At 34.6% G+C, this 18,597-nt stretch carries 14 protein-coding genes and 1 pseudogene; 7 read left to right on the forward strand and 8 right to left on the reverse strand.

Annotated features, from left to right (window positions below; translation table 11 throughout):
• Nucleotides 1-242 precede the first annotated feature (242 nt).
• From ACFO3O_RS21255 to ACFO3O_RS21265, 3 genes are read left to right on the forward strand one after another with little or no spacing between them, the layout of a single operon-like run.
• Nucleotides 243-3,890 carry a hypothetical protein gene (locus ACFO3O_RS21255; protein ID WP_379982657.1) on the forward strand — a complete coding sequence of 1,216 codons (3,648 nt, stop codon included), beginning with the start codon at nucleotides 243-245 and terminating at the stop codon, nucleotides 3,888-3,890.
• Nucleotides 3,891-3,898: 8 nt separating this feature from the next.
• Nucleotides 3,899-8,179, forward strand: coding sequence for a DUF6443 domain-containing protein (locus tag ACFO3O_RS21260; RefSeq protein ID WP_379982659.1), 4,281 nt, complete (start codon nucleotides 3,899-3,901; stop codon nucleotides 8,177-8,179).
• Between the two features lie 9 nt (nucleotides 8,180-8,188).
• Nucleotides 8,189-8,683, forward strand: a complete 495-nt coding sequence (locus ACFO3O_RS21265; RefSeq protein WP_379982660.1) for a hypothetical protein — start codon at nucleotides 8,189-8,191, stop codon at nucleotides 8,681-8,683.
• Nucleotides 8,684-9,024: 341 nt separating this feature from the next.
• On the opposite strand, the gene ACFO3O_RS21270 is transcribed toward ACFO3O_RS21265, so the two are convergent.
• A complete protein-coding gene (locus tag ACFO3O_RS21270) occupies nucleotides 9,025-10,305 on the reverse strand; it encodes a transposase (protein WP_379982662.1) in 1,281 nt (426 codons plus the stop codon).
• Nucleotides 10,306-10,368: 63 nt separating this feature from the next.
• On the opposite strand from ACFO3O_RS21270, the gene ACFO3O_RS21275 reads away from it, so the two are divergent.
• The 4 genes and pseudogenes from ACFO3O_RS21275 to ACFO3O_RS21290 all read left to right on the forward strand — a co-directional run bounded on the left by ACFO3O_RS21275 (nucleotide 10,369) and on the right by ACFO3O_RS21290 (nucleotide 12,685).
• Nucleotides 10,369-10,542, forward strand: a complete 174-nt coding sequence (locus ACFO3O_RS21275; protein WP_379982664.1) for a hypothetical protein — start codon at nucleotides 10,369-10,371, stop codon at nucleotides 10,540-10,542.
• Nucleotides 10,543-10,986, forward strand: coding sequence for a type II toxin-antitoxin system RelE/ParE family toxin (locus tag ACFO3O_RS21280; RefSeq protein ID WP_379982666.1), 444 nt, complete (start codon nucleotides 10,543-10,545; stop codon nucleotides 10,984-10,986).
• A 139-nt stretch (nucleotides 10,987-11,125) separates the two neighbouring features.
• A pseudogene (locus tag ACFO3O_RS21285) lies at nucleotides 11,126-12,214 on the forward strand (RHS repeat domain-containing protein); the annotation flags it as partial.
• Nucleotides 12,215-12,226: 12 nt separating this feature from the next.
• Complete coding sequence (locus ACFO3O_RS21290) at nucleotides 12,227-12,685, forward strand: hypothetical protein (protein ID WP_379982668.1); 459 nt, start codon at nucleotides 12,227-12,229, stop codon at nucleotides 12,683-12,685.
• A gap of 527 nt (nucleotides 12,686-13,212) precedes the next feature.
• On the opposite strand, the gene ACFO3O_RS21295 is transcribed toward ACFO3O_RS21290, so the two are convergent.
• Genes ACFO3O_RS21295 through ACFO3O_RS21325 form a run of 7 tightly spaced genes read right to left on the reverse strand, consistent with a single transcriptional unit; the run spans nucleotide 13,213 to nucleotide 18,591 of the window.
• Complete coding sequence (locus ACFO3O_RS21295) at nucleotides 13,213-14,346, reverse strand: type II secretion system F family protein (protein ID WP_379982670.1); 1,134 nt, start codon at nucleotides 14,344-14,346, stop codon at nucleotides 13,213-13,215.
• Nucleotides 14,337-14,813, reverse strand: coding sequence for a PulJ/GspJ family protein (locus ACFO3O_RS21300; protein WP_379982672.1), 477 nt, complete (start codon nucleotides 14,811-14,813; stop codon nucleotides 14,337-14,339). Before ACFO3O_RS21300 ends, ACFO3O_RS21295 begins: the two co-directional genes overlap by 10 nt.
• Nucleotides 14,810-15,142, reverse strand: coding sequence for a hypothetical protein (locus tag ACFO3O_RS21305; RefSeq protein ID WP_379982674.1), 333 nt, complete (start codon nucleotides 15,140-15,142; stop codon nucleotides 14,810-14,812). Before ACFO3O_RS21305 ends, ACFO3O_RS21300 begins: the two co-directional genes overlap by 4 nt.
• The gene (locus ACFO3O_RS21310; protein ID WP_379982676.1) at nucleotides 15,130-16,410 is read right to left on the reverse strand and encodes a hypothetical protein; all 1,281 of its coding nucleotides are present in this window, start codon (nucleotides 16,408-16,410) and stop codon (nucleotides 15,130-15,132) included. The genes ACFO3O_RS21305 and ACFO3O_RS21310 overlap by 13 nt, the downstream gene beginning before the upstream one ends.
• Nucleotides 16,407-16,883 carry a hypothetical protein gene (locus ACFO3O_RS21315; RefSeq protein WP_379982678.1) on the reverse strand — a complete coding sequence of 159 codons (477 nt, stop codon included), beginning with the start codon at nucleotides 16,881-16,883 and terminating at the stop codon, nucleotides 16,407-16,409. Before ACFO3O_RS21315 ends, ACFO3O_RS21310 begins: the two co-directional genes overlap by 4 nt.
• Nucleotides 16,884-16,886: 3 nt before the next feature.
• The gene (locus ACFO3O_RS21320; protein ID WP_379982680.1) at nucleotides 16,887-17,843 is read right to left on the reverse strand and encodes a hypothetical protein; all 957 of its coding nucleotides are present in this window, start codon (nucleotides 17,841-17,843) and stop codon (nucleotides 16,887-16,889) included.
• 10 nt (nucleotides 17,844-17,853) lie between these two features.
• Nucleotides 17,854-18,591, reverse strand: a complete 738-nt coding sequence (locus ACFO3O_RS21325) for a hypothetical protein (protein WP_379982682.1) — start codon at nucleotides 18,589-18,591, stop codon at nucleotides 17,854-17,856.
• Between the last annotated feature and the right edge of the window lie 6 nt (nucleotides 18,592-18,597).

The following is an 18,597-nucleotide window of genomic DNA, read 5'->3' on the forward strand; positions in this document are numbered from 1 at the left end:
AACAGACACAAATCTGTAGTTTACCTTTAATATCAGTAATTGATAATTAGAGTAGTTACATATTTGTCAAAATAAACTTAAACAATAGTACATATGTGGAACTATCTTCATTCTTTTACTCATTTTAGCGTCTTGTTTACGCATTCTAAAGTATCACAGCCTAATTCATTGTTTTTATAGAACAGATAACTCATTAGGTTTGAATCAAAACACCAATTTTTTAATTTTCTAATCATCATTTTATGAATCGTACATTCTTTATACGAACATTACTGCTTGTTTTTTTAATAAGTATTTACCCTCTAAATGCCCAAGATGGGGGAGGAGGAAGCTTCAACTACGCGAATGAACTTTCTCAACGTGCAGGTATTCCTCAATCTCCAGAAGCGGCAGCTTTCGGGCGCTATGGAGATGTAGCTGTAAATATGTATTCAGGAACTCCTAATATAGCGGTGCCTATTTATACCCATAAAGGTAGAGAATTTGATCTATCAATGGGACTTACTTATGATGCTTCAGGAATAAGGGTAAACCAACTTCCTACTCCTGTTGGGCTTGGTTGGAATTTTGATGTTGGTGGGCGTATTTCGAGAGTTGTCAATGGGCTTCCAGATGATTATTTTTCTGCAACTTCTATTGCTAATTATAAGTCTTGGTACGACGGTATTGTAAGAAGTAATATGATGACTTACTCTGACATCTCATATTCTTTTGGAGATGCATTTGGTGGATCTAAAACATATCCAAGTGAACAGGCTGCCAAAAACTATATAGAGTTTTTGGATAAATTGCACAAACAAGAATATGATACTCAGCCTGATATGTTCATGGTTAATGCACCTGGACTCAGTGAAACCTTTGTTTTTGATCTTACTTCTCAAACACCTTACGCTTTAAATAATCCTAATACAATAATTCAAGTTGTTTCTGGCAACCTTACTCTTACAAATGCTGGAGGAGTTACTACTTTCAAGGTAATAACAGACAATGGCACTCAATATTTTTTTGATGCTGTAGAGCAAACAGAAACAACAAAAGATAATGATACAGAATCACATTTTCAAAATAGTGCTAGAGTTCGTTTCACTTCTTCTTGGTATCTGACTAAAATTATTTCTCCTTTAGGTAAGGACACTTATGAATTTGAATATATTCCTTACGTAGATTATAGGAATACTGGAATTTCCAATGTGATGACTGAAAAAACTACAATTATTACGGGCCCACCTGAGGATAATACTTCTCAATATAGTAGGGCTAATACCTCTACTAGGTTCTTTGATAGAAAAACAATAAATAAAATCATACATAATGATAAAGTAATCGTTAGGGTAGATGCTACTCCTCAATTTGATGGTGGACCAGATGTCGCAATTACAAGTATTTCTACTTATGCAGACGGAGATACTAACACAGGTTTTGGTCTCCTGAAAAATTATCAGTTAGAATACAGCTATTTTAAAACAAGCACAAGTGTCCCAATAAACACCACACAAGAACTCAACTTACGTTTAAAACTAGATCGCGTCATAGTAAAAGATGATAATCTCCAAGAAGTTTATGATTATACATTTGATTATATAGATCCCTTTTTAATGCCTAGTCTTAGTTCTTTAAATCAAGATTATTTAGGCTATTACAATGGTAATGTTAATAATTCTAGTTTAATTCCAGGCTCGTCATTAAACAATAATGCAGGAGATAATGCTTATAGAGGTGCTAATTTCATATTTGCTAAAAAAGGACTTCTCAATAAAATAACATATCCTACGGGTGGGCATACAATTTTTGAGTATGAACAAGCACAACTAAGGTACCCAGAGGTTAATGAGCAAACACAAACCATTAATAAGATTAATCTAATACATTCCCCAAGTAGCTTGCCTCCTTATAATGCTAATCAATGTAATATGCAAAATAATAGTACCGCTATTACTGCTAATGTTACTACTCAAAGTTTTGAAATAGCAAATGGAGAAGATGGTACTCATTTCTTAGAATACTCTAAATCCGGCACTCCTAATACTACTTCTTTATTTAGTGTTCCAAGACAGGCTGTTTTAATAAAGAAAGAAGACCCAACCATAACTTATACTTGGAGTGATGTCTTTGATTCAAATTGTGAAATTTTAATTAATCCGTCTTTTTTAATATGGGAAGCAACTAATGAAATAGGAATACAAAATGTTTCTTTTTCTCTGGGTGTTGGTCATTATCAAGTACTAATTCCTGTTTATGATACAGGATTTTCTAAAATGATTACCATTGATGGACCAGATCCAATACAAGTAACTACTTACGTTGAAGAACCTAAAGCTGGAATTCGTGTAAAAAGAATTAAGGACTATATAGATGCAACTACGCTAGTTAAACAAAAAGAGTATACTTATAACCATACTGTTCAAATATCCAATCCAATATTTGAGTATATCACCAGTGAAAAACGTCATCCAGATACAGATTTAAGCGATCCTAGCCCAGCTCCAGAAGACTATCAATTACTACATGTAATGGCACAGCCTATTAATGGAGATATTGAACATATTGTAGGTAAGTCGGTTACTGAACATATAATAGATATTAACGATCCATCTAATAGTCTTTCAAAGAGCTATAGTTTCAATACACCCAACTCTTCACAAGCGGTTTATGGTAAGGGGAACTATCAGTTAGTAGTTTCTGGAACTGGTGGGTACTTTTCATCTTCACATTATAGTAAGCTTCCATCCTTTGGTAGTGTTAAAAGTGAAAGCACAACTACTTCGCAATCATCAAGTGAATTTAGTAGTCCAAGATTACATTATCAAACTTTTGGATTAGCAGTAGCACCTATAGGTAGTAATAGCGTTTTATATCCCACTGTAGCTCCTAATCCTAATACTAATCAAGGTGGATGGAAAATTATCATGGCTCCTGCGAAATTTGTAACCACTATAGGTGGGCCACCTACACCAGTTACACCTGATGAATGTAACGGAGAAGAAAATTGCAGACCAGAATTAGCTCGACTAAAATTGCATAAAACAAATGTTTATGGCTATCACGGAGGAGAAGTATCTCAAACCACAACAACTGTAGATGGAGTAATTACATCAACTGAATATACCTACACTGAAGGAGATACAAGATATCCAAAAACGATGATTACCTCTGCTACTTCAAGTCCAACACAAAAGACGGTGTATACCTATCCTTTTGAAGTCCTTGAAGTGACCTCAGTAGATCCTAATGAAGAGGAATGCTATGTCATAATAAACGGTACAATTATCTACATTTGTGATCAAAGTGGTAACCCCAATGGTACATATACCTATCCTCAATTGGTAAATGCCAATATGATTAATCAACCTGTTCTTATCCAGCAATATGACGGTATAGGATCTGCAGAAAAACTAACTTCAAGAGTACTCACAGAGTATCAAGGTCTCTTACCTCAAACAATTTTTACTTCAAAAACAGTAGATGAAGATTTTGAACCTAGAATGTCGTTTGAACAATATGAAAATAATAATCTAATACAAGCGCGTCAGGAAGATGGAACACCCGTTTCTTTTATATGGGGATACAATAATCGGTATGTAGTAGCAAAAATTAGTAATATAGATTACAACAGTATTCCTCCAACATTAATAACAGCAATTAAAAACAATTCTGACAACTTAAATCAATCAGCACTTTTGACTAGTCTTGAAACGCTTCAAAACGATGCGGCATTAGCAAATAGTATGATGACCTATTACACCTATATTCCTAATATAGGTGTCACAACAATGACTAATGAAACAGGCTATCGTATGCAGTACTTCTATGATGATCTCCAACGACTTGAGCGGGTGGAAGATCAACAAGGAAATGTACTGAGTCAGAACGAGTATAACTATAAAAACTAATAGCACCCATGAAAAAGTTTATCATCACAGTGCTATTAGCACTACCAGCAATTTTAGTAGGACAAACCACTACAGAAAATTATGTAAAAAATACAACTTACCTTGTTCCTGTTCAAGATGGCGAACAAGCAAATGTGCAAACACTTCAAAAAATAGAAAATGTTTCTTATTTTGACGGTTTAGGAAGACCCACCCAAAGTGTTGCCCAAAGAGCAGGAAGTGATACTCAAGATATTATCACGATCCAAGAATATGATGGATTTGGAAGAAGTCCAAAACAATATTTACCACTTCCTATTCCAAGTGCAAACGGAGCGTATAGAACAGGTAACATTCAAAATGAAATCAATACCTACTACAGCGCAAAATATCCTCAGGATGCTATTAGTGCGGGAGTTATTAATGCATATAGTGAAACAAGATTTGAAAATTCCTGGGATAGTCGCCCTATAGAACAGGGATCACCAGGAGCTGATTGGCTTATAAATCCTACTGCGGATACCGATCATACGATAAAAACCGAATATGGTGCCAATACAAAGTCAAATGCTAATGAAACAGGAGATGATGTAGCGATTTTTAACGTTGATTATACAGGCAATGACCTCTTAAATCCTTCATTGGTTTATGGAGGTGTGTTCGAAGCCAATCTTTTGCGAAAGAGTATTGTAAAAGATGAAAATTGGATTCCAACGAGCGGAAAAGATCACACGACAGAAACGTTTACAAATGATAGAGGACAGCTTGTTCTAAAACGAAATTATACTGACGGCGTTTCTTTAGACACGTATTATGTGTATGATCGTTTTAATAATCTTTCATACGTATTATCACCAGAAGGTAGTGCGGCTATATTGAATGGAAGTACCGTAACAATTACTTCACAAAAATTAGAACAGTGGTGTTATCAGTATATTTACGATTACCGTAACCGTCCTATCAAAAAGAGAGTGCCTGGCAAAGGTTGGGAATACATTGTGTATGACAAATTAGATAGACCAGTTATGGTTCAAGATGCACGTATGCGTCTCAATGATCAGTGGTTATTTACAAAATATGACGTTTTTGGACGCCCTATTTATACAGGATTGTATGAACCCAGTGCAGGAGGGTCCGATCTCACTAGTGTTCAGAATACAGTGAACGCACAATCAAATTTGAATGAATCACGTACCTCTTTTTCCAGTACCACTGGTGGTGGGAGTGTGTATTATACGAATGTTGTATTTCCTACGAATGATATTACACTTCATTCGGTGAGTTATTTTGATGCGTATACTACTGAAGCTCTAACTATATTACCGTCATCTGTCTACAACGAGAATATCATCACAACTGTTAAAAGTTTACCTACAGAATCTAAAGTGCGTGTATTAGGTACTACGGATTGGATCACCACGGTAACAGGATACGATTATAAACGACGCCCTATTTTTGGAGTTACCGAAAATACGTATCTCAATACCAATGACACCTCCGAATCCTTATTAGATTTTACTGGAAAAGTGTTGGAAAGTAGAACGATTCATCAAAAAACAAATCAGCCTACCATTGTTACTAAAGATTATTTTACCTATGACCATCAACAGCGTTTACTTACCCACATGCAACAGATTGATGATGAACCTGTACAGCTTATTTCTAATAATATATATGATGAAATTGGACAATTAGTGACTAAGGATGTAGGGGGGCAACTTTTTGAAAGCGGATATACAGATATAACACCAAATCGGATAGATATATCTGGCGATGGAGTTATTAAGAAAATCGCTGGAGGAGATGCTTATGATGCAGGATTAGCTACTATTGGGAAGATTGAAGGTAATGGAGGTATATCTTTTAAAACTAAAACAGAAAATACACGCCATTTAGTAGGCCTTAATAACTTAAATACTACTGGGGGCAGTGGAGATATTGACTATAGGATTGGATTTTACTGGAATAACCCTCCAAGATATCGAGTGGAAGTAAGAGAAAATGGGGGTACTACAAATCCAATTACGAGCCCTATTATATATAGTGCTGGAGATACTTTTGCCATTGAACGAGAAGATGATGTATTACACTTCATCCATAATGGAGCAGAGGTGGCTACTTATACCATGACAGAAAATTATTCTTCGCTGGTGGGAGATGTGTCGATGCGAGACGTTGGAGGAGAAATTAGTAACCTTAATTTATATGCAACTACCATTAATAAACGTCTTCAAAAAGTAGATTATACATATAATATTCGTGGTTGGATGACTGATATTAATAATATAAATGACCAATCTAGGGATACTAAACTCTTTAATTTTAGAATCAACTATAATCAAGCTATAGAAGGATCTTCATCTGGTCAAGGAGTTACGCCACTCTACAACGGAAATATCTCTCAAACCACTTGGAAAACACTGAGTGCCGATCCGGACACACAAAAACGCAGTTATGGATATCAGTATGATGCATTAAACCGTTTGGAAGCTGCGTATAGTTATAAAGGAGCTACGCTTACGCAGCTAGATAAATACGGACTTCAAGGGATTGATTATGACAAAAATGGAAATATCAATACGCTTTTACGTTATGGATATACGGCAAATACTACCGAAGTGATGGATCAGCTTGTTTATAATTACCTTGGGAATCAATTACAAAATGTAACTGATTTGAGTACAGATTCTATAGAAAATGAAGGCTTTTATGATGGGAATACCACGCAGAATGATGATTATGAATACGATGTAAATGGAAATATGATCATAGATCGTAATAAAGGAATTAGTAATATTACGTATAATCACTTAAATTTACCTATAGTTGTGACGATAAACACCCCTGACGACGGACAAGGGCAAACGCAACAAGGGTCTATACAATACGTATATGACGCCACAGGAGTTAAATTAGAGAAACAAGTGACAAAACAATCACAACCCATTGTATTTACACGTTACGCTGGTGGGTATATCTACGAGCTAGCGAATGGTGCAGAAGAGTTGAAAATGTTCGCACATCCTGAAGGGTATGTAGAACCTGTTGCAAATACGACTAAATCTATTGAGAAATTTAATACTCAAAGTGGTACAAGTAGTTACTCAAGTTATCAATATGTGTTTAATTATACGGATCATTTAGGTAATGTACGACTTACGTATGCAGATAGTGATGGTAATGGAGCCATAGAACCTAAAACTGAAGTGATTTCAGAAAAACATTATTATCCATTTGGCTTAAAACATAAAGGATATAATAACACTGTTACTTCTAACTCTAATAGTATGGCAGAGAAGTTTGCTTTTGGAGGAAAGGAATTAGGAGAAGAACTCGGACTTGATTGGTACGATATATCCGCAAGGAATTATGATCCTGCATTAGGAAGGTGGATGAATATTGATCCATTGGCTGAGCAAATGCGTAGACATTCTCCGTACAATTATGCTTTTGATAATCCCGTGTATTTTATAGACCCTGATGGACTCAGTCCTACAGGAACACTAATGAATGGAGGGACAATATCACAAGCAGATGTGCAAAATAGTGCATTTGGTGGTAATCAAATTTCAGGTGGAGCACCATCTTTAATAAGTGGTGAAACAGGAGCAGTACTTGTCAATGATTTAACACAGGCTAGTGGCGGTTCTGGAAGTGCATCATCAAGTGCTAGTTCTACAGGTAATAGTAGTGGGACTTCTGCTGCAAATTTTGAAAAGTTTTTTAATGAAACTGCTGAATCTTTAGAAAGTGATAGGGATGATGACAATCAAAATGAAATTAGACCAGTTGAAATAACTATTACAAATACAATAGTAGGAGAAGGTATAGTTAAACCATACCCTGATAGTGATGGAGAAGAATATGTAGTACCTTTGTATAGGATGACCGTAACTGGTGAGGATGAAAATGGGCAAACGCAATCATATAATTTTGATGTCTTAAGATATGGAGTTGAACGAAATGAATCTAGAAATAGTGGTCCAAGAGTCGTAGGCTTGTCAGATGCGCAATCCTATTCAATTATTTGGGATCCTGGAACTATGGGAGGTGAAGGATCTTGGAGAGTTACTGGAAATTGGTTAATCCACAGAGGAGCTGCTGACCCAACTACTCAAGCTTGGGGAGCAATTGGCTGTATAGAAGTATGCGGTCTCAATGCTTGGGATAACTTTAACAATGCCATTAGAACTCTTTCAGGAAGTAACAGTTTAAGTACAATTGGTAACTCTGGAACTCTTACAGTTACTTATCAATCTGCTCAAAGTCCAGCATTAAGAAGAAGGAGAAGAAATAATAACCATAATTAGATTCATAAAATGAAAAATATATTTATACTTATTATAGTATTATCAGCAATAACATCTAGTTGTGCTCAAAATGATAATTGGAAAATATTAGAAGAAAAAATAAAAAGAGAAACAAATATTTGTAGACCTTGTTTAGACAAATATTCTAATGACGAAATAAAGCCTTTATTAAATATATTAGGAAAGGATTTAAAGACTCAAGTTTTTGATTCTTTAAATTATAACAGACAAATATCTTTTTCTTTTTGCAATAATAAATATAAGGAAGAGGGATATTTAGATTGTATTTACATAACGGAATTAAAAGCATCTAATGAAAGTATAGCAATGGATTCTTATAAAAAGTTAATAAAAATACCAGAGACAACAATTCATTACATAAGACCTCAAAATTGGGAATGGATAGTTAGAGGTAATTATATATACTTTTTATACTCTAATACTTATAAACAAGATAGTTATGAGTTTAATGAAATAAAAAAAATAGTATATGAAATATTGTAAGGGGCACTAATCGTTAAAACGGTGATGTATCAAATTAGGTCATGATGGTAATGAGTCAGAATTGTGCTTTTGAAAAACGAAGTTAATTTTGATTTTGAATATCAGTTAGTTATAAAAGAAATGAGCTCTCGAAAGAGGGCTTATTTCTGTTCATTGACATAGTGAAGATTTCTTAGAAGCCGCGCAACCTCTATGGCCATTTTACAATAATGTGTCCCATTTATGGGATACATTATTGTAAAATGAGATGGTTGCAAATAGTTTTTGAAAACTAGAATTTACATTGAAAGTAAAGTTGTTTTATCAGCTTTGCTTTTAATGTTTTTACAACTTGATTGATTTTAGAAACATACCTTGCAAGCGTTTTTCTTGTTTTGAGTTAATCTTAGTTGTTTTAGTTCTTTGAAATTGTGAGTATACTTAGAAATATCAATAGATAATCCACTAAAAGTTTCTTCGGGTGTATTTCCACCAAGACTCATTTGTGGACGTATCGTATTATATATGGAGATCGTATCTGCCATTACACGTATAAGCTGATTTCCATTATTAATTTCTTTGTGATGTAAGAATTGATGTTTGATAATTTTATTGATAGCTTCAATCATAGAATTGGAGAACACCACATCATTTTGAGCAATGATATGTTTAATAGGAATATCTGGAGAATTGATAAAGTTAGCTACCGTAGCATTCACGTTTTCACTCCCGCCATCGGTAAGAAACTGTAATTTTTCAGGTTGGTGTTCTATACACGCATTTTGGATTAAAGATTTGATAGCAATGGCAGATGCGCTTTTTTCTATACGATATCCAAGAATCATTTTAGAATAATGATCAATCAGAAAATGAATGTAGTGTTTTACGTTATCAACTGTTTTAAAAATAGTCACATCTGCACACCAAATCTCATTAGGTTTTGAAGTTCTTACAGGATGATAGTCATCAGATTTCTTTCGTCTAGGTTTATTTTTAAAGCCAAGCAGGCGACAATATTTATAGAATGTAGAAATACCGCATTGTAGGTTTTTATCACGAAGTGCTTTCAAGTAGACCGAAGATTTTGACCAGAATTTATAATCTTGATCTTGCATATAAGTTTTGATAGTTTGTACTTCTTTTGGCAATAACTGATTTGGAAAACGTTTTGTACACCAATTGAAATAAGAAGATTCACATTTGTAGATCAGAATAGATTTATAATTTTCAAAAGTGCTTCTAGAGATATTAAAGACTTTGAGTGCTTTATTGATAGGAATGGAATCTTTTACTTTTTCAATGGTGTCAACGATAATTTCTTTCTGTTGTTTAATAAGTGATTTCACTCCTTTTACTTTTGAGATCACTTCGTGGAAGGTATCGGCAAGATCAAAATAGCTTTGATTAATTTTCTTAATACGAGAAGATGAATTAAAACGCTTGATAAATGCTATCTCTTCTTTAACAATCTGATTAATTTCACAATAGTGATACTTATCATCAGATTCGTTTTTCCAACGAGAGATATTAGAACTTGGAATGAGAGCTATTTGTTCAGGAGTTAATATATCGTTCAATAATTCATTTCTTACCAAGTGTTTAATAGCGGTATCCCAATTCTTTCGACAAGAAAATTCATTCATGTTTTTTAGCGAACAAAAATAGAATTACTTTTATACTGATAAGTACCATGTTAGACTTGATTTATGAAAGAAGGCTACTATAACATAAAAGGTGAACTCGTTAGTAAAGATGAGTTTGATAAAGAGCGCAAACTTATACTAGCAAAACGTATTAAAGAAGCTGAAAATGATGAAGATTTAATTGATGATGAAGATTTGGATTATTATTTAGCTGAATTAGAAAAAATGGCAGACTAAGTGGATTACAAAATTAAATATACGAAGGAAGCTATTGCAGAGTTGAATAAAGCATTTCTCTGGTATAGGTCTAAAGAATTAGAATTAGGACAGAGATTTAAAAGTGCTTTCGGTACAGTACGTCTTAATTTAAAAGAGAATCCTGAAATATTTAAAGAAATAGAAATTAATCATAGAAGAGCTGTTTTAAGTTCTTCTTTTCCATATATCGTTCATTATTTAATTAATGAGAAAACTAAAACCGTTAAAATTATCGGAGTGTTACATCAAAGTATGTATCCTGAAGTAATCAAAGAGCGACTTAAAATGGAACAAGTACATCAAATTAAACAAAAGGAAGATCAAAAACTACAACAGCGAGTAAAGCAACTTGGAAATATTCGTAAGAGAAACGAATTAGAGCAAGAAATTGAGCGTACTAGAGATAGAGGTTTTGAACGTTGAAATAGAAAGGGATACTAATATGAAATTGAAAATTCGTAATAAAACAATCAATTACTTAAGAACAACTCACTTAATATCAATATGATACGATTATTTTTGCATTATCCAAAATATGTAAAAGCGAGACTATTATCCATTCGGATTGCAACACAAGGGGTATAATAACACGGTTACCTCTAACTCTAATAGTATGGCAGAGAAGTTTGCCTTTGGTGGGAAAGAGCTAGGAGAAGAATTAGGATTAGATTGGTATGATATTTCAGCAAGGAATTATGACCCTGCATTAGGGAGATGGATGAATATTGACCCGCTGGCAGAGCAAATGAGACGTCATAGTCCATATAACTATGCTTTTGACAATCCCGTATATTTTGTTGATCCAGATGGACTTAGCCCTGCAGTGACGCTTATGAATGGAGGATCAATATCACAAGCTGATGTTCAAAATAGTGCATTTGGTGGTAACCAAATTTCAGGCGGAGCACCTTCCTTAATAAGTGGAGAAACTGGGGCAGTACTTGTTAATGATTTGACGAAAGTTGATGGTGGTGCTGGAAATACAGCATCAAGTTCTAGTAATACTTCAAAAGATATAGTTATTAATATGAAAAATGAAGATGGTGAATCTGTTGAAGCATATAGAATTCATACTGATTTGTTAGAGGAAGAGATTTCTTTGGATGTAAATGCAGTTTATAATAAGGATGAAACAACTCACATTTATTTTGATGATAATATACAAGAATACTTAGAATTAATAGATAACAAATTGTTGCCAGACGCTTTTTCTGTGAATGTTAGCGCTGAAGCTGCATTTAAAGCTGGATTACAAGTAGAACTATCAATTATAGTAATATTAAACGGAGTAAATAAGGGAGATTTTGGAATAACCTTACAAGGAAATGGTCTGATTGGTCTTGAAGGAGGAATAACAGCAACCATAACAGGATTTCATTCTACTCAACCTAATCCTGATTTAGACTTATTTAGGGGAGTGGAATTAGGTTTACAAGGAGATGTAAGGACTCCGTACTTAGCTTCTATAGCTGGAGCGTATCATCAAGGAACTGAATTCCAATGGCCTATTAAAGACGGAAAATGGCGAGGTCTAACTAGGACATTATATGAAGGTGTCTCTTTTGGTGTTTCATTCGGTCCAGTACCATCACCAGTTACTTTTTCAGGCTATATAGGAGTCTCTGATTTTTTATATAGATCAGATAATTAAAAAAATAAAAAAATGAAACTACCAAAAAAATGGATTCCCTTAATAATCGTTTTGTTTACGATAATGTCAATCTATTTATATTTTCCTAACAATTTTATTTCACCTCGTACATATTTTTCTGATAAACATACGGAAAGTAATATTTTTATTGAATTTAAAGAAGGAGGAAATATTAATTACTCCACAACAGTAAATAAAATAGAAGTCAAAAATCAAAAAGAAATTAAAGATTTCCACAATCTAATTCAAAAACTAGAGTTTGATATTAATGCTCCACATAGAGGAGTAAGAGATTATAGTGTTTATATCAATTTTGATAATTATCATGAAGACAAATACCTAATTAAAATGAGTAAGATTGATGGAGGTTATGTATTTTTCTTTAAAGGTGGATTATATAGAAATAAAGAATTAGCATTAATAATTAATCAATATCTTGGAATTGATACATCACCTAGCACTAATCGTTAGAAACGCTACAGATGTGTTCCAAAGATGAAACGCGACCGAAATAGAGCAAGCTAAAGTCAAGACAGTTTGAAAAGACTGTCTTGCTCTTTTTTTTAAGTTCATTGGCATATTGAAAATTGATTTTTACATAAAGTTAACTTGAAAGTTACTTTTTAAGAACTTTAGTGCAAAATTTGGGTAAAGCGAGCCACCTGTGCTGGATTAAATTGAGCCGTATAAATGAAGTTCTTGAACAATAAATTGATCTTATCAAAAGACTAAACCAATCATTTAAAATCAAAAAGACCAATCAAAGCTATTTCTGGGGGTAAGTTTTAAGATTATCATTACCTGATTAAAGCCATTTCTAATAAACTGAAACTACTGAAACATCACACAAAATATGTTGTGGGATAAGGTACTAAAAATTACTATTGTACTTTCTTTCATAATAGAAGTTCTTTTTACTCATGAAGGTTTCTGAAGAACTAACTAGCTATTTTTTAATTAAGGGTTAGTCACATACGCAGTGATTGACCCTTTTTTTGTTATTTTAAGACACTCCCTATTTCAAACATCGGCAAGTACATGGCTATTAAAATAACACCTATCATAATCCCTACAACCAAAATAATGAAGGGTTCTAAAATCGTAGAGAACGTTTTTGATTTTTGTAAAACCTCTTGATTGTATTGTTCGCTCAGTCTCTCAAAGACATATTCCGTTTTATTGGTTTCTTCTGCAACGCGAACAAGTGCAATCATCTTACGATCAAAAAAAGAATGCTCCTTTAAACTTTCGCTTAGACTTTTTCCTTGTTGAATATCCGCTTCTACTTTTTCTAATACGGTTTCTAAGGGATAAAAGTCAATCATCTCCTTAGCTAAATGAATACTCTGAACAATCGATACCTTAGTACTTACTAGCAGAGAAACCGCTTGTGTAAAACGTGCAATGTTAGATGTTTTAATAAAAGAACCTATCAGTGGGAGCTTTAGTAAAAAAACATCCTTTCTAGCTCTATACCATTTCCTTTTATTGAGTTGTTTTTGAAAAATGATAAATAGGAGTAAGGAGGCTAAAATGAGCCAACCATAGCTTCCTAACCAATTAGATACTCCAATCACAGATTGGGTAATGATAGGTAAATCTATATCATTTTGCCTAAACATATCTTGAAACATCGGCACCACAAATCTAAGCATAAAGGTAACGGCTAAGAGGGCAGTAATTAATAAGATAACGGGATAGGTAAGCGCATTGACAATATTACGTCGTTGTTCATTTTTACGTCTGTAAAATTCGGCTAATGATTTTGAGACTCTCTCTAGTGCCCCACTTTCTTCTCCAATTCTTACAGAATGCTCTTCATAGGTAGTAAAGTGTTTATGTTCTTTTAAGATTTTAGAAAAATCATCCCCTGCTACGATACGATCTCCAATTTTTTGAAAGAATTCAATGTCTTCTTTCTTTTTCTGGGATTCAGCAATAAGAAATAGCGCATCTTTCAGACGAATGCCCGAAGTGAGTAATACACTTAATTCTGTATAAAACTGTTCTTTCTTTTTAGAGCCAAAAGAGCTGCCAAAAAGGGTTATTTCCTTTTTTAGAATACTATCAAGCGAGGACGGCTCTTCTTTACGCTCCTTTCCTTTTTTAAGATCGTTTATCTTTAGTCCCATACCTCTTGTATTGTTTGTTGAGCATCTACTTTCCTAGACACAAAAAAGACAATAGGACTATTTGAGATCATCAGAGTTAGTTCAAGCCCATCGGTGACTCCCTCTTCTATTTGATCTCCTTTATAATAAAAACGTGTATTTTGAATTGTAAAAGGAATCGTATCACGATCTCGTAGAACATAATCGGGTGCTATCTGATATTGAATCGTTTCGTCTTGAACGATAATATCTAACTCTTGTTGTTTTTCATCCCAAAAGGCAATAGACCCTTTTTCAAAATCAAAAAGTAACTGCTGTTTAAATTTAGTTACTTCCGTACGCTCTTCGTAACGCGCACGCATGGTTGTAAATTGTTTGGTTACCAGACGTAACACTGTAAATGCAATGGCAATCACAATGCTCGTAATGGCCAAAACCACTAAGATTTCGCTCAATGTGAAAGCGGGTATTTTGTGTTTTTGTGTCATTGGATTTCTCGCAAAATTAAAGGTGTTTTCTGATCTGCTTTTTTTGCCTCGTAGATCGTGTACTGTATGCCCTCTTCTTCTACGGTTTCTATCGTTATTTCATAGGCTTCAAAGGTTTCATCATAGGGAAGGGTAATTTTTTGATGTGCGTTTAAGTATTGCAAGACTTCCAATCTATTTTGTACGGAGAAGGTATCCCTTTGTACAACGGACTTGAAGGTATTCAATAAAATCAAAGAAGCTACAACAAACACAATGAGAATGATGCTAGTCGCCACAAGGGTTTCCATGAGAGTCGATGCGGATACTTTCTTTTTTAATACACCCATTGCACGAGATTGGTTTGAGTTTGGTTGGTTTCTATACCACAAAAGGCTACTGGAAAATCTCTCGTATCTATGACCGCATCAAAAAGATGGTTTTTATAGATTGAGCCTTTGGTTTCTATAGCAAACTGACGGGTATATATTGAGCCTTTGACGACCCCTTCTAATTGGACAATATGATCGCTATAGACCTCGCCTTGTACCATGGCATTTTCTTTAATCGTGATCAGCGCTTTTTGATAATTATCATTAGGATTTTCTAGATGTATCACACTCCCTGAAACGATACTTCCCTCCTCCAAAGTAATACCTCTTCGTAGTTCCCTATTGGAGGTTTGTAGTTGATTTTCTTTTTCTTGAAAGACCAAAGCAGAGGGATAGGTCAGCCGTGCATTCTTCCCTACGGTAATACTTTTTGAGGCAAATGCTTGGAAAGCTCCTCTCGCGTTATCAGCTATTTCAATATATGGTGCTATGAGTATGATATTTTCCGCTTTCGCGAAAGCGGACACACGAATAAGCGTATCCGATTTTACAATAATATTTTGAGAGATTGACTGATCATCGATCTCTATCACATCTGGGCTATACATCCACTTAGGAGCTGTTTTAAACGTAGAAGAAATCTCTGAAGCAAACGAACGAATAAACAAAGAGTCTTCTTGTGGCAGATTGCCGAAGAGTAAGGTTTTTATATATTCCTTTTTCTTATTTGATAGCTGGGGCTTTGCAGCATTGTTTTGATTGATCTTTCCGTTCACCAGTGTTTTTCCTTGATAATAATTCCCTGCAATGTTTCCTGGCTTGATGCCTTGTCGTGGTAGTGATACATCGCCATAAATACTCGTTTCCCCTACCACGACCAAAGGGGAGTTAGTATCCTCTAAAAAGATAGTAGGTCGTTCTTCTTCTGAAGTTTGACCTCCTAATAAGGCTATTTTTTGCGTTTTAAAATTCTTGCTTTTTCCTATAGAAACCACTTTGTCAAAGATGCCCCAATGTGTTTTGAAAATGATCACTTCTTCTTGAATTCCCTCCTCTAGGTTGATGCTAATACTATCTCCATAAGCAATCGGCTTTTGTTTTGCATACCCAATACCATCATGACTCAGTTTTATGGTGTTGGAAGAGCGCTCTAGTTGTTTTGCAAATTGTAAATGGGAATAACTAATGAGTATAAAAGCACTTAATATCACAGCGATCACTACGCTTATCAAAATAGCAAATTGTAAGGCTCCTGCTTTTATTTTTGTATTTACTACTAACATCAACCTGAAATATTGATGGTTTTTCGTTTTCCTTTATAAGAAACGGAAATGCTTTTTAGATTTCCTGAAATAATTTGAACGCTATCAACCACACTTCCTTCTTTGGCAATATATTCTTTTGCGTTGATTTCAAGGGAGAGTACTTTTTTACCTGAACCCGCATCAGAAATAAGCCCTAAATATCGAATGGTCGGATAATACGTATCTTCTTCTTTAGCTTCCTTTTTCCTTGATGTATTTTTTATAGATGCTTGATTTCTTTTAGTAAGTGTTCCTAAAAAAGGATCTCTATAGTTATTATCAATGGTAAAACTTTCTTTAACGGTATAGCTAGTGGGTTTAAACGAGCCAATGGGCTCTGAGATAACCACGGTATTTACTCCGTCATCACTGAGCATAAAGAAACGAACAATGACAGCGCCGTATATCAATATAACGGCTAGTAGTAAGTATTTGGTTCGCTTCTTTTTATTCATCGTTTATAGAATGGTAATGGTTTGTTCTGTATAGGGTGTGTTTTGCGTATCGTTTTCTGCGCGTACTGCCCAAGAGTACATTCCTGAGACAAACTCAATGGTGATGTCTGTGGTGGTTACCGTTTGCTCTAAAAAGACACTATTATCTGATAGATCGGTAATGATGATTCTGTAGAGTGTCGCTTCTTCTATCCCTTGCCATGATAAATTTACCATGGTTTCTGAGGTTTCAAAACCATCTTCTGGGGCTATGATTTCGACTGTCTGATCTGATAGATCCATCATATCGTCTATAACAGAGAGGCTTTGTGTAGTGTAGGCTGTTTCAGAAGACATATTGATCGCTTTTACACGCCACTGATAGTCATTACTTTCTAGGGTAGTGGTGTATAAAGGTGTTGTGATTAAAGTGTCTCTTACGATCTGAATAGGCGCTTGAAAATCTGGATAGGCAATTTGTAGTTGATACATCGTAGCATTTGTAAGCGCTTCCCAATTAAAGCTGATAGTGCCTGCGGTGATCTCAGCATTGTTAACCGGTGCGATGGTTGTTACTACTTGATCTGAGATATCTATATCGCTTTGTAGCGTATCTACCTTAAAACTTTGCGTGGTATAGTCTGTTTGAAAATTATCATTCAACCCTCTTACACGCCATTGATACATATTGGGTGGTAATACTGTGCTAAAACTCCTAAAACTCTGTACAGAATCGCCTAAAATCGTATCGAGCACCACTTGATTGGCATTTGCAAAGTTTGGTTGTGCCACCTGAATTTGATACTGATCTGCAAATTCTATTTCTTCCCAAGAAAATGTAACGTTTGTATCCTCCAAAACCGTGTCATCTGCCGGAGCAATTAACACAATAAAGTCCTCAGATATATCGGGTACACTTATAATCTCCTCACAACTATAGATAAGCACTACGGCGAAAATAAGTATGATTAGCTTTTTCATAACATCCATTTTAATAATCCACTAATTTTTTAATCTTTTCTAGCTTTTTTACTTTTCGCTCTAAAGGTCGTTTACAGGCTTTCCCTTCTTCGGTGATATCCATGACCACCACTTGATTCCGCTGATTTTTCCCATAGCAGAAAAATGAGGTTTGATAATCAAAGATCACCATGTCAGAAAAAGGAATGGTCGTTAAACGTTCTTTCTCGTTATAGAGTGTAAGGGCGTAGGTTTGATTGCCTATCGGCTCTAAAAAGGCAGCCGTCATTGTGGTCATATCAATCGCTTTTTGGGGTATCACAGCAATTTTACTAATGACACCCGCTTTTTTTGAGTTTCTGATATATTCACTAGTGGATTTATCTTGATTAATAGCAGAAGCATATCCAATATCATCTATCAATTCTACTTCAAGGTAGATTGGCTTTTTGGCAATAGTATCGTTGTAAGAGACTGTGGGTTTTTCAAGGTTAAACACCTTTTTGTATTGAGCAAAGGATGCTTTTGTAAATTCTTTTTCAACAAGAGAGACACGTAACTTTTGATCCAGCACAGGCATCCCTTTTATTTCTATATTATTTTTAAGGGTACCCTCTTTTTTTACAATCGCACCTAAGGTGATCGCATTGGTATTTTCTTTGCTCAATTGGAATTGTTTTGTCGAACTACAGCCTAAAAAGAGTGCTACAGCAACGACAAACAACACCTTGGAGTGTACTTTATGTAAAGATTGTTTTATATACTTCATAGTAGC

It is taken from the genome of Dokdonia ponticola, assembly GCF_042653865.1.
GTDB lineage: Bacteria > Bacteroidota > Bacteroidia > Flavobacteriales > Flavobacteriaceae > Dokdonia > Dokdonia ponticola.